Annotated in this window: 10 protein-coding genes; 1 reads left to right on the top strand and 9 read right to left on the bottom strand. The window is 52.9% G+C overall.

Annotated elements, in window-relative coordinates; translation table 11 throughout:
- Window positions 1-120 precede the first annotated feature (120 nt).
- On the bottom strand, window positions 121-1,083 hold the full coding sequence (locus tag FHS90_RS00005; protein WP_182511106.1) for a YheT family hydrolase: 963 nt from the start codon (window positions 1,081-1,083) through the stop codon (window positions 121-123).
- Between the two features lie 244 nt (window positions 1,084-1,327).
- Between FHS90_RS00005 and FHS90_RS00010 the strand changes: the two genes are divergently transcribed.
- Entirely contained in the window at window positions 1,328-1,525 is a 198-nt protein-coding gene (locus FHS90_RS00010) for a hypothetical protein (protein WP_066829692.1), read from the top strand.
- A gap of 126 nt (window positions 1,526-1,651) precedes the next feature.
- Here the strand turns inward: FHS90_RS00010 and FHS90_RS00015 are convergent, their stop codons facing one another.
- From FHS90_RS00015 to FHS90_RS00050, 8 genes are all read right to left on the bottom strand, one after another.
- Window positions 1,652-4,498 (bottom strand): endonuclease, encoded by a 2,847-nt coding sequence (locus FHS90_RS00015; protein WP_182511107.1) that lies wholly within the window; start codon window positions 4,496-4,498, stop codon window positions 1,652-1,654.
- Window positions 4,499-4,581: 83 nt separating this feature from the next.
- Window positions 4,582-5,001, bottom strand: coding sequence for a SpoIIAA family protein (locus tag FHS90_RS00020; RefSeq protein ID WP_182511108.1), 420 nt, complete (start codon window positions 4,999-5,001; stop codon window positions 4,582-4,584).
- A gap of 535 nt (window positions 5,002-5,536) precedes the next feature.
- Window positions 5,537-6,256 carry a phosphate signaling complex protein PhoU gene (phoU, locus tag FHS90_RS00025; protein WP_066829683.1) on the bottom strand — a complete coding sequence of 240 codons (720 nt, stop codon included), beginning with the start codon at window positions 6,254-6,256 and terminating at the stop codon, window positions 5,537-5,539.
- Window positions 6,257-6,408: 152 nt separating this feature from the next.
- The gene (pstB, locus tag FHS90_RS00030; RefSeq protein ID WP_241498909.1) at window positions 6,409-7,158 is read right to left on the bottom strand and encodes a phosphate ABC transporter ATP-binding protein PstB; all 750 of its coding nucleotides are present in this window, start codon (window positions 7,156-7,158) and stop codon (window positions 6,409-6,411) included.
- Window positions 7,159-7,186: 28 nt separating this feature from the next.
- On the bottom strand, window positions 7,187-8,044 hold the full coding sequence (pstA, locus tag FHS90_RS00035; protein WP_066829677.1) for a phosphate ABC transporter permease PstA: 858 nt from the start codon (window positions 8,042-8,044) through the stop codon (window positions 7,187-7,189).
- On the bottom strand, window positions 8,037-8,912 hold the full coding sequence (gene pstC, locus FHS90_RS00040) for a phosphate ABC transporter permease subunit PstC (protein ID WP_066829672.1): 876 nt from the start codon (window positions 8,910-8,912) through the stop codon (window positions 8,037-8,039). The genes pstA and pstC overlap by 8 nt, the downstream gene beginning before the upstream one ends.
- A 498-nt stretch (window positions 8,913-9,410) precedes the next feature.
- Entirely contained in the window at window positions 9,411-10,412 is a 1,002-nt protein-coding gene (locus FHS90_RS00045) for a PstS family phosphate ABC transporter substrate-binding protein (RefSeq protein WP_182511109.1), read from the bottom strand.
- Between the two features lie 60 nt (window positions 10,413-10,472).
- Window positions 10,473-11,669, bottom strand: a complete 1,197-nt coding sequence (locus FHS90_RS00050; RefSeq protein WP_182511110.1) for a porin — start codon at window positions 11,667-11,669, stop codon at window positions 10,473-10,475.
- Window positions 11,670-12,323 lie beyond the last annotated feature (654 nt).

Genomic DNA, 12,323 nt, shown 5'->3' on the forward strand with positions numbered 1-12,323 from the left:
CGGGGCCGGGGGCGGAAGCCGTAGTAGTTTTCACACACCGCTAACAGTGCTTCTGCCCTTTTTTATCCTTCTACCTTAAAATGTCCGAAGTATTGTCAGAAAACAGCCCTAAAACAGGGGCTACACGTTGCCTTTCAAAAATTCAACCGCTCTTCGCTCTGAGTAATAGTGGCCTTTGAGAAAATTCTCTGAGAATCCTACGTGGCCCCCGTGTTCTGGCATCTCCAGGAAAAAGAAGGGGCTCCGGGTTGCCTGTTCCACGGGGAAGCATTCTTTTGAGAGGAATGGGTCATTTTGGGCGTTCACGAGCAGCGTAGGAATACGAATCTTATGCAGGTGCTGCACAGAGCTGCACTTCTCATAATAATCATCTGCGTCTTTGAACCCGTGAAAGGGTGCCGTGTACCGTTCGTCAAATTCTTGAAAGGTCCTGATCAGGTGGTAGCCTGCTAAATCTACGGTAAAGCGGGAGGCTTTCTGCTGCAGCTTTTGGTGCAGGCTTCTCAGGAAGCGGTGCATGTAGAGGCGGTTGGCGGGCCTGGCTAATTGCAGGCAGGCGCTCTTCATATGGCACGGAACTGAGAAGACAACCGCCCGCTGTACCTGGTCCGGTACCTCTTTCTGCTGGTTCCCCAGATAGTTCAAGGTAAGATTCCCGCCCATGCTAAACCCTATCAGGAAAACCTGGCGGTATGGTTTCTTGGCCAGGGCATGCCTGACCACTACGTCTAAGTCTTCTACGGCCCCCATGTGGTAAGAGCGTAAAAGGTTGTTCGGTTCGCCGCTGCAGCTCCTGAAGTTCCAGGCCAGGGCGTCCCAGCCGGCTTTGTTCACGGCCTGCACCATTCCTTTTATGTACGGGCGGTGGCTGTCACCCTCCAGGCCGTGAGATAAGATCACCAATGTCTCAGAATTCACTTCGGCCCAATCTAAATCCAGGAAGTCCTGGTCAGGGGTGTCAATACGCTCTCTTGTGTACTGAATGCGAAGGCTCTGCCGCAATTGGCTGGGGACTATGGTCTGCAGATGGCCGTTAAACAGGTAAAACGGGGCCTGGTAAACAGAGGTGGGTAGTACTGGCATTCAAGAGTAAAATCTTGGTTTCGGTATTAATTATAGGATAATTGTAAAAATAACAGTTTTAAGGAGATATGGCAAATCTGCTTCTGAATCCTGTGTTTTATTTGTACTTTTTTAATTCGTCGGTCAGTAGAAGGGATTCACCGTGAGGGTAAACCGATAGGGCTAAGTTTTAAGTTTCCAAAAATGGGGAAGCGTAATTTAGAGTAACATTTAAACTCTCTTGTCTATGCTTTACCAAAAGAATATGAAAAAGCAGCTGTTGGCTTTTGGGGTGCAGGAAGCGGTGCAGAAGCCGCAGACTGCTCGGGGAAATGAAGGGTTTGCCACTGGTGAGCAGCTGGAAAAAGCCTCCTGGGACAGGCTTGCGCAGTTAAAGGCAATCTACCTGAAGCAGCTGGGGTATGATCTGCAAGACGCTTCTGCGGCGAGCTGCTGTGGCTGAAACCCAGGCACCGGTATGCTGGGGCGCAGAGCCGCTCCACCACTGAACTTTGATGGCATAAAAAAGCGGGAGGCCTTCTGGTGGAAAGACGCTCCCGCTTTTTTTATGCAGAGACGGTGGGTGTTTCTATTGAACCAATACCCTGCGTACCAGTATCCCGTGGTCAGTTTGCAGGTGTACCAGGTAAATGCCCTTGCCCAGGTGTGCCAGGCTGAAGTGCAGCAGCCCCCCCTGGCGGGTGGCGGTGGCCACTTGTGTTGGCTGGCCCAGTGAATTGTACACCTGAATCCCAGTCACTTTTTGGGCGTCTGGGAGAGACACGGTGACCAGGCCAGAAGTAGGGTTGGGGTAGAGGGAGAGTACGCTGTTTAAGTCTTCCAGCACACCGGTGGTAGTCTGTTGGAACACGTATTCTGCTGACCATTCTGAGAGGCAGTCTTCTTCATTCTTAGCCCTTACAGAATAACGCCCTGAAGCCAGTACCGTATGGGTGGCCCCCTCTTGCTCAAGGGGCACGCCATCCTTTCTCCATTCATAGCTGAACCCGGCAGGGTTGGCCTGCAAAACATTCCCATTCAACAAGCTGATGGTTGGGGTGCCTGGGGCTGCTACGGCTGTAACGGTTACCTTGTCTGCAGAGGTGCACCCGCTGGCATTGGTGGCGGTAAGGGTGTATTCTATGCTCTGGGCAGAAGAGAAGGTGACCGTTGGGTTGGCAATGGCCGCATTTGACAAGCCGGTGGCGGGAGACCACCGGTAGGTGTACCCAGACACGGGAGCGGTGCCAAGGGTGCCAGAGGCCGACACGCAAAGGGTTACATCGCTTCCTGCCAACGCGCCGCCTTCAAAGGTGCAGGCAGATGGGGTGCCATAGAGCGTGACATCATCCAGGTTCAGGATCTCATTGGAGTTATTGTTCTTCAGAATCACCTTTAATTTGACAGAAGTGGTTCCGTCTGGTACCGTTACCTTGAGGCGCGAAGGTGCCAGGTTGGCCGGCAGGTTGCCTTGGGTGCTTGATTTAAGTAGTGTTTTGGAAATTGGACTGCCTGCGGCGGTTTCCAGCGCGCCGGTGCCATCCATGCCGTACCTAATGTTGCTGTCAGAAGCGTCTGCGGTGATTTTTATATCTGGGGTGCTGGAGAAAGGGGCGTCGTTCAAAGCTACATACACCTCAATGAAATCATTAAGATCCATGCCGTTTGCTTCAGAGCCAGAGACAGAGCTGTTAAACAGCTCTACGGCCATCTTTTCAAAGCCGGCAGTAGAAACGTTCTGGAAAATAACTTCTTTGGTGGTATTGTTAGCCTGCAGGGATCTGGAGCCATTTCGTACACGCTGCCCGGCAGGATAGCCGGAGTTGTTGTCTGAACTGGAAAAGCCGGAGGTTACCGCCCAGCCGTCTTCCTGGGTGCCTTCAAAGGTTTGCTGGGCAATGGTGCCCGCTGGCCCGGTACCGCCCCCGGTCAGGGTGGTGATTTCAACGGCCGATGAGCCGGTGGCATATTGCCAGCCATTGGAGCAGGCTTCAATGGCGGTTAGATAATAGGTTCTGCCCGGTTGAAGCCCTGTAACAGTGACTGAAGTGCCCGCTCCCTGGTAAAGGAGACGCGACCCGTCTGCTAACAAAGGGGCAGACGTGAAATTGGCAGTAGCTCCCTGGTAAGCGGTTCCGGCTTGGGTAGTGAAAGTAGAGGCAGTGCCTTCCTTCAGTACCAAAAGGCGGCTGTCTCCGGTGCCTGCGGAAAAGGTTGCCGCAAAGCCAGAGGCGGTGATGGCAGGGGTGGTCACATTTGTAACTCCCTGTGATGGGGCGCCATGGCAGGCAAAATCTGGCAAGGTGATGTGGGCGGCAGGGGCAGGGCTGCTGCTGTAGGTGTTGCTGCTGTTACAGAACTCAAACACCTGCACATGGTACGTTTGGTTGGCGGTAAGGCCCGTGACGGTCACAGTGCTTTGGGCACCGGCATAGACTATCTTATGACCGTTGCCCTGGTCTGTTGCCAAAGAAAAGTTGGGATTAACCCCTGTGGTATAGGCACCGGCAGGGGTAAAAGACGAGGCAGAGCCTTCTTTGACCACCACTAATCTACGGTCACCGGAGCCGTTGGTCCAGGTGAGTTTGAACGAGGTAGGGCTGGCCTCACTAAAAACGGGCTGGCTGGCCTGGGTGGTGGCAGAGCAGGCCACCGGCGTTAAGCCATAGGCCCGGGCAACCAGTTCCGGGTAGTCTATGTAAGGGTTGCGGTTTCCCTGCACCTCTTCTACCCGGTTGTTACGCTCCTGTTCCCGGGCATCAACGGGGTCTTGCAGGTGCCACTGGTACAGTGTCTGCAGGTTGGCCGCAGCGCTGATCTGCTCCATTCCAGGGTCAAAACGCTGGAGCTCATGCATGGTATAAAAATAGAAAATGGCACGGGCCAGGTTGCCCTTGTGGTCTTCGCGGGGTTCAAACTGGGAGTTGGTGTCTTCACTGTACTCGTCAATATCACTGGTAGGAATAGACGTAACGGGAGTCATACCCCTGATCCAGGTGGTAGTTTGGCGGTCTGGGATTTCAGCAAATGGATCACTGCCGCGGGCACTGTTCCATTTGTCTACCGTGGGGAAGAGGTGGTGAATATCTGAGCGCATTCTGACTACTTCATCAAACCAAGACTGGGGTACTGTGTGCTCACAGTTGATGTTGGCGATACTGGTAGAGGTGCCGGTGCGGCTAAACGTAAAAGACTGCTGATAACCAGAGTAAACACATGTCACCTTGTTGTCATAGTTGTCAATGTAGTTGTACATGCGGCCCCGGGCGGTGCCATAGTCTAAAACCTGCCGTTTGCCGTCATACCAGTTTTGGCGTAGCCAGGCTTTTAATTCTGCGCCCCCCAGACTGGCAGGAGGGGTGGTTTGGGCATTAAGTGACTGGCTGGCCCAGATAAAAAGAATCAGGGCCAGAAGAGGGTGTAAAATTTTTTTCATGTAAGAGGTGCTGCTAAGCTGCAAAGGTAGGCAGTTTTAGCAGGCGGTGCCACTGGTGGAGGGGCTATAACGTTACCTTTGTATTAAATCTGTGAAGTCTCCTGGTGTACGCTTCCTGTGAGCCACTCCCTGGCTTCGTCCAGTTCGCCAAAAAACTGGATGTCAAACGTAGCCACGGCTTTTGCTTCTCTGATCAGGTATTCAATCGCCATCTGGTTGTCTGTTGACATAGAAGGGATCAAGGCAATTTTCTTCAAACGTAACTGCAGGAACTGCTGGAGCCACTCTGTGAAAAGCCAACTCTGGTCATCAACGGGGATAGGACCCATTTCCTGAAGGTCAATAAGCCAGCTGGGGCTGGGGTAGGCTTTGGAGAATTCCAGCAAGCTGGTTGCTGCCTCGTAAAATTCCTGCGCAATCACCTCTCCTTGCCATCTAAACAAGATGTCACCGCCCTCACCTTCACAAACAACATGTGCATGGGTAGTAAATTTCTCTGTCATTGATAAGGTTGAATTGTATATTATTAGGAATGTTAAAAGTACTATATAAATTTATTATTTCGCTAATAATAGCCTATTTTATTTACTGATAGATACTTATGGGTGTGTTTGTGAAAATTTTAAAGAGGTAGACTATAAGTATTTTTATAATGTAATTGAATTTTATAAATAGTGGCGGTGTCTGCTCCGGTAGACTGCCTGAGAGAATAGAAGCAGGTGTTGTAAGCGTAGATTTGTTTGACGGGAGAAAGGGAAGCCGGTAGTGTTTCAGATAGAGGACTACAGTGAATAAAAAAGCCCTGTACAGAATTTCTTCTTTATCTCCTGTAAGGGTTCAAGGATGCCGTCATGTGCTTGTGCCGCCGTTTTAGGGCTGCTTTTCAGAAAACAGCCCTAAACCAGGGAGCCATCCTTCCTGTAAGACACAAGCAGACGCTGGCGCCTTGGTGTAAAATAGAAAGCTCTTAACGGCTTTAATACACACAAAAAAAGCCCCGACTACTGTAAGGGGCCAGGGCTTTTTTGTGTGTAGCATTTATAAAGAAGGCGTGGTGCCAGAAGGTTTGTCTTCGCCGCCCTTCTTCTTCTTTTTCTTTGCCTTGTCTTTGTGCTTCACCACTTTGGCGTCTACGTAGAAAATAATTTCCTCGGCTATATTGGTGATCTGGTCGCCAATGCGCTCCAGTTTTCTGATGATGCCAGATATTTTAAGGCTTTGGGCAATATTCTCAGGGTGGGCCTGTATGTACTTGATGATCACCTGGTCGGTTTTCACGTGGATCTTGTTGAGCAGTTTGTCCCGCTTAATGATCGCGCGGGCCAGCGCGGTGTTCTCCTCATAGAAAGCGCGCTGCACTTCTGCCAGCATGGTTTCTGCGGCTTCATACATTTCCAGTACCCGGGTCACCTGCAGCAGCTCCGGGTCAATGGGGGCCTTGGCTTCTTTCACCAGGCGTGCAATGCCTTCAGAGGAGTCACCAATGCGCTCAATGTTGGCATTTATTTTCAGAATGGCCATGAGCCAGCGCAGGTCTACCGCTACGGGGTTGTACAGCGCGAAAATGTTTTCGCACATGCGGTCTATCTTGATGTCATAGGCGTTTACCTTGCGGCCGCGTTTGATGATCTTTTTGGTCAGCTCCTGGTCCCCGTTCAGAAGAGCGTCTTTCCCGGCCAATACCTGAAACTCCACCAAGCTCCACATTTCGTTGACCTTGTTTTTAATAGCGAGGAGCTCTTTCTCTAAATGGTTCATATCTATAAGCGTTTGCTGCAATAGTAAGGCGTGAATAAAAATACAGTTTTTCCCGCAGGAAGTAAGGAGGGTGGAACAGGGGAAGGTTTGCGTTTTGGGGCTGTTTTCAGGAAAACAGCCCCAAAACGCAATTCACCAGATCTGCTGGCAGATCAGCCAAACCTGCCGGTGATGTAGTCTTCGGTGCGCTTGTCGCTGGGGTTGGTGAACAGGGTTTTGGTCTTGGCATGCTCCACCAGTTCGCCCATGTAGAAAAATGCAGTGGTGTCACTTACGCGGGCCGCCTGCTGCATATTATGGGTTACAATCACAATGGTGTACTGCTCCTTCAGCTCATGGATCAACTCCTCAATCTTGGCCGTGGAGATGGGGTCCAGGGCTGAGGCCGGTTCGTCCATCAACAGCACAGAGGGGGAGATGGCCAGTGCCCGGGCAATACACAGGCGCTGCTGCTGCCCGCCAGACAAAGCCAGGGCAGAGTTGTTGAGTTTGTCTTTCACCTCGTTCCAGAGCGCGGCCTGGCGCAGGGCTATCTCAGCGGCCTCCGTTAGGGCGGCTTTGCTGTTGATGCCCTGGATCTTGAGGCCGTAGACCACGTTCTCGTAGATACTCTTGGGGAAGGGGTTGGGTTTTTGGAACACCATGCCCACCTTCTTCCGCAGCTCGTCTACCTGTACTTTCCGGGCATAGATGTTCTCACCGTCCAGGAGAATCTCACCTTCGGTTTTAAAGCCGTCAATGTAGTCATTCATGCGGTTGAACAGGCGCAGGAAGGTTGATTTCCCGCAGCCAGACGGGCCAATGAACGCGGTGACGGTGCGCTCTTCCATGGCTATGTTGATGCCTTTGAGCGCGTGAAAGCTGCCGTAGTAGGCGTTGACGTCTCTTGCCTCTATTTTTATCTGTTTTTTGCTCATTGCTTTTGTGCGCTTACCACTTAATTTTTTTCTGCTGCCGGTTGCGCAGGTACACGGCAATGCCGTTCAGCAGGAAGGTAATAAATAACAACATGATGATGGCCGCCGCGGCGTTCACCAGAAACTCGGCCTGGGGCCGGGAGGTCCAGTTAAAGATCTGGATGGGCAGCACCGTGAACTCGTCATTGGGGGAAGACGGCACAAACGGCACGTAGGCCAGGGCACCCACCACAATGAGCGGGGCCGCTTCCCCCACCGCCCTGGACAAAGCCAGGATCACGCCCGTCAGGATTCCGCCGAACGAGGCGGGCAGCACCTGCCGCCAGGTGGTCTGCCATTTGGTGGCGCCCAGGGCGAAGGATCCCTGCCGCACCGTCTGCGGCACGGCTTTCAAGGCCTCACGGGTGGTCACAATCACAATGGGGAGGATCAGCAGGGACAGGGTTAAGGCCCCGGAAAGCAGGCTCGCGCCCAGGCCCATCTGCCGCACAAAGACCTCCAGGCCCAGCAGACCGTAGATAATAGACGGCACCCCCGCCAGGTTGGCTATGTTGATTTCCAGAAAAGAAGAAAGTTTAGTCTTCTTAGTGTATTCCTCCAGGTACACCCCGGCGGCAATGCCCAGCGGGAACGCGATGAGGCTGGTGAGAACCAGAATCCAGAGGGTGCCGGCCCAGGCGGTAAGGATGCCCGAGCGGCTGGCGCGGCGGGAGGGCAGGCTGGTGAGAAAGTCCCAGTCAATGCGGCCCATGCCCCTGGTCACAATGTCTACCAGCAGCGCCCCCAGAAACACCAGCCCCACCAGAAGGCAGAATACGCCAAAGAACTGGAAGGCCTTGTCTTTGATTCTATTGCGGGTGGTATTAGTCATACTTCTCCTGATATTTCTTTTTGATCCAGAAGCTGAGGTTGTTCAGCCCGAAGGTGAAAATAAACAGCACAATGCCCGCCGCGAAGATGGTGCGGTACTCCAGGGAGCCGTGCGGCACATCGCCCAGGCTCACCTGCACTATATAGGTGGTGATGGTCTCAACGGGCACCAGCGGGTTCAACGTGAGGCGCGGCTGCTGACCGGCGGCAATGGCCACAATCATGGTTTCGCCCACGGCCCTGGAGATGGCCAAAATCACTGACACAATAATGCCTGAGCTGGCCGCCGGCACCATTACCCTGAACGCGGTTTGTAAGCGGGTGGAGCCCATGCCGTAAGCGGCTTCCTTCAGAGCCTTGGGGACCGAGCTGATGGCGTCTTCGCTCAGGGAGGAGATCATGGGAATGATCATAATGCCCATCACAATGCCCGGTGACAGCGCATTAAAACCAGCCAGCCCCGGTATGAAGTTCTGCAGGAACGGGGTCACCACGGTCAATGCAAAGAAGCCGTACACCACCGTGGGAATGGTGGCCAGCACCTCCAGTATTGGCTTAATGGTGCGTTTAAGGCCGCCGGGGGCATACTCATTCAGGTAAACGGCAATGGTCAGGCCAATGGGCAAGGCCACGGCAATGGCAATGGCGGTAGTCAGGAAGGTGCCCGCCACCAGCGGCAGAATGCCAAAATGCTTCTGCGCAAACAGGGGCGTCCATTCTTTTTCGGTGAGGAAGTCTACCACTGAAACCTCCTGAAAGAACGGGATAGACCCTGACAGCAGCACCCAGATGATCCCAACGGTGATCAGGATGGTAATGACCGCCGCCAGCCACAAGAGGGTCTCAATAAATTTCTCTGATGCTTTCAAGCTGCTGGTTGGTTATTTTTGTTGTTGTGTCTTTGCCTTTTCCTGTTTCCGGCCTGTTTTTCAGAAAATAGCTCCAAAACAGGAAAAGGATTGATTTGCTTGATAAAAGGCCACTTTCGCTCTTCACCGTTACGCACTTCGGGTTTTCCAGCCCCTAGGTGTGCTGTCAGGGAATTCTCAGGCCTGTGGTGCGTTTTCTGAACTGCCTGGGGTATGAGATTACAGCCCTAGCTATTTGCTGCTCTTTCTTCACTTCCGGAATTACTTGCTCTTCCGGATTACTAATCCGGAAACTGCGGATTCAAAGCTGAACCCGTTCTTCCATTGCACCAACGCCCTTCATCGCTCTTCCGGATTTCTAATCCGGGGGTTGTCTGTTGGGGATTTCCAATCCCCGTGTGAGCGTGTCAGAACCCAAACAGCGCGTTGAATGAGTGTGAAGTTTCTGTTTTCAGCCTGTTTTCTGAAAAACAGGCCGAAAACAGGATAGGGTGGTCGTTACTTTTTCAGGCCGGAGGCAAACTCCTGAAACTTCTGCTTCTGCTTCTGGATCTCTTCGGCGGGCAGCGGAATGTAGCCCACCTCGCTGCTCAGGTCGCTGGCGTTGTCCAGGTAGAAGTTCACAAACTGCACCACCTCTGGCCTGGCTGCGGCTTTGGAGTTGATGTAGATGAACAAGGGCCTTGAAAGTGGGGCGTAGGTGCCGTTTTTCACCGTCTCTACACTTGGCAGGATGGCGCCTTTGCCGTTGGCGTCGTTCTGGTCATCAATGGCCACGGCCTTCAGCTTGCCCTGGTTCTCCAGGAAGTACGCGTAACCGAAAAAGCCCAGGGCGTTTTTGTCTGTAGACACGCCTTGCACCAGCACGTTGTCATCTTCAGAGGCGGTATAGTCGCCGCGGCTGGAGTGGCTTTTGCCTACAATGGCCTCAGTGAAATAGTCATAGGTGCCTGACTCCACCCCGGCCCCAAAAAGGTGAATCTCCTCATTGGGCCACTCCGGACGGATCTGGTTCCAGCGCATGATCTTGCCTTGGGCGGCCGGCTCCCAGATTTTCTTCAGCTCTGCCACCGTCATGCTGGTAGCCCAGGTGTTTTCTGGGTTTACCACCACGGTGAGGCCGTCATAGGTGATTGGCAGCTCAAGGTATGAGATGTTGTTCTCTTTGGCGGTGGCGGCCTCCTCCTCTTTTATGGAGCGGGAAGAGTTGTTGATGTCTATTTCGCCGCGCACAAATTTTTTGAAGCCTCCGCCGGTGCCAGAAACCCCCACGGTTACTTTCACGTCCGGGGCTTCGGCCCTGAATTCTTCGGCTACCGCCTCTGTGACAGGGTAGACGGTAGAGGACCCGTCAATCTGGATGCTGCCGGTAAGGTTGTCGCCCGCAGTTGTTGAGCTGTTGCCTTCTTTGTTGTTTCCGCCGCAGGCGCTGAAGAACAGGGCGCCGCTCACGAGCAGGGCCGCCTTCAGGTTGAACAGAGATGCCTTGTTGCTTTTCATAAGAGTCTGGTAAGAAGTGGTGTCTATGGGTTAGAATTGTTGTTGTCTGAAATAGGGGGCTTAGAAATTGAACTGGGCCTGCAGTCTCAGGAACTGCCCGTGTTGGCGGTTGTTCAGGTTTCTGGCGTCTTGGGTGGTTCTGTCTGAGATGGTGTACTGGGCCGCCAGTTCAAACGCTGACATGGGTTGCCACTCTACCCCCAGTTCAGTCTCATACACTTTGCTGTGGCGGGCGTCTGTCTCAGATTTCTTGCCGCCGTTATAGTATTGGGCTTTTACAAACGGGATGAAGGCCTGCCCGGCAACTTTGAAAAAGTACATGGCCTGGGCGTAACCACCCTCTAATGGCTTGGTTTTGATGGTGCTGGTGGCGGGGTCAAACTCCGGGCCCTCCCCTAGGTTGTATTCGGCCTGAAACCCGAACGGCTGGGGATACACCACCAGGCTGGCGGCTACTCTCCGGTCTTTGAAGTCACCGCCTTTGATGGCGTTGCTGCTCAGCTGGTCAGCGGTGACGGTATACGTGCCGGTGTATGCCTGCAGGCTGGGTTCAATAATCTGTCCGTTTTTCAGGGCAATGGGGTAGCTTACCCGGGTAACAAGGTGCTGGTTGTTATTGGCTTCTGCCCGGTTCACGGTTTGCCCATTGTAGACACCCAGTGCAAAGACGCCATAGTCCCCAGACCCTTTCAATCTTCTGCTGGCCAGTTCACTGAACCTCTCCCTGATGTGGGCGGGTGCCCAGTAGAAGATAAGCCCCAGGTCCCGCTCATTGGGCAGGGCGCTGTTGAGGCCGTCAGCGCGGTCCTGGGTCAGGCGGTTTTGGCTGGACTGCATGTTCTCAAACCCGAACGGGATCTTGCTCTGGCCCACACGCAGGCGGTACTCCTTTTTTTTAGTAAGGGCCACGTCAAAATAAGCATCCCGCAGCTGGGCGTAATGCAGGGAGGAGTTAGAAGGGGAGGAGGCCAGATCTGGCTGAATATAGAGATACACGCGCTCACTGATGTCGCCGCTCAATACCAGACGGGCTCGCCTGATTAAAAAACCTCCTTTGTCGCCCACTGATTTGTCGTATTCTGTTTTAAGCTGGGGGTTGGTTTCCAGCAAGCGGTTATAACGCACCTGTACATAGCCTCTCAAGGAAATCTTGTCATACCACCGGGTTTTGTCAGCCCCAGCGCCCTGGACAGTGGTGGCGGTGATAGAGTCTGCAGACGTGGTGGTTTGGGCAATGGCAACGGGTGCTGTAAGCATACATGCAGCGACAGCGCTTATTTTAAGAAAATAAGAGGCAGCTACTACTTTGTTAATGGGTGAGAACATAACAGAAGTAAGAAGTAGAAAATATGTTTTTTTTATCTCTATGCGGGTGCGAGGGAGATAGTCAGGCTCTCAGGCACATGTCAGCGTGAATGTGGGTAGATAGGTTAGAAAACTATATTCGTTTAGGAGGAGAGAAACAACTACCTCTGTAGTCTCGGCAGAAAGAGTGTTTTCTATTTTCCTGATACAAAAGTAGAGCCACAGTATTGCCTGAATATTACTGCTGTGTTAAGGAATTGTTAAGCAAGGGGAGAAGGGCCAGGGGCTGGGTTGGCGGCTGCAGGCAGGCTGGCGTTTTTGGCCTGTTTTCGCCAAAACAACCCTAAAACAGAAGGAAGCGGGGCAGAAAGAAAATGAGCTGTTGCCGGCCCGGTCACCTGGCCCCTCTGCTACAGGTGCTTTGCAGCCAGCCCCTCAAGGGCAGCAGGGGTGCGCTGCGCAGGCAGTAATGAATCAGAAGCTGCCTCCTACCCAGAAGGCTTGAAACACCTTTTCTGTTTTTAGCCTGTTTTCCTGAAAACAGGCCCAAAACTGAGAAAACCCTTTCGCGGGCAGGGTCGCGCACCGGATAAGGGTTTTAGCAGA

It is taken from the genome of Rufibacter ruber (assembly GCF_014138425.1).
GTDB classification, from domain to species: domain Bacteria; phylum Bacteroidota; class Bacteroidia; order Cytophagales; family Hymenobacteraceae; genus Nibribacter; species Nibribacter ruber_C.

Excerpts from the sequence above, each read along its gene's own strand:
- FHS90_RS00010 (WP_066829692.1), top strand. The coding sequence starts at position 1,328 with ATGAAAAAGCAGCTGTTGGCTTTTGGGGTGCAGGAAGCGGTGCAGAAG.
- phoU (WP_066829683.1), bottom strand. The coding sequence starts at position 6,256 with ATGAACCATTTAGAGAAAGAGCTCCTCGCTATTAAAAACAAGGTCAAC.
- FHS90_RS00020 (WP_182511108.1), bottom strand. The coding sequence starts at position 5,001 with ATGACAGAGAAATTTACTACCCATGCACATGTTGTTTGTGAAGGTGAG.
- FHS90_RS00015 (WP_182511107.1), bottom strand. The coding sequence starts at position 4,498 with ATGAAAAAAATTTTACACCCTCTTCTGGCCCTGATTCTTTTTATCTGG.
- FHS90_RS00045 (WP_182511109.1), bottom strand. The coding sequence starts at position 10,412 with ATGAAAAGCAACAAGGCATCTCTGTTCAACCTGAAGGCGGCCCTGCTC.
- FHS90_RS00005 (WP_182511106.1), bottom strand. The coding sequence starts at position 1,083 with ATGCCAGTACTACCCACCTCTGTTTACCAGGCCCCGTTTTACCTGTTT.
- FHS90_RS00050 (WP_182511110.1), bottom strand. The coding sequence starts at position 11,669 with ATGCTTACAGCACCCGTTGCCATTGCCCAAACCACCACGTCTGCAGAC.
- pstA (WP_066829677.1), bottom strand. The coding sequence starts at position 8,044 with ATGACTAATACCACCCGCAATAGAATCAAAGACAAGGCCTTCCAGTTC.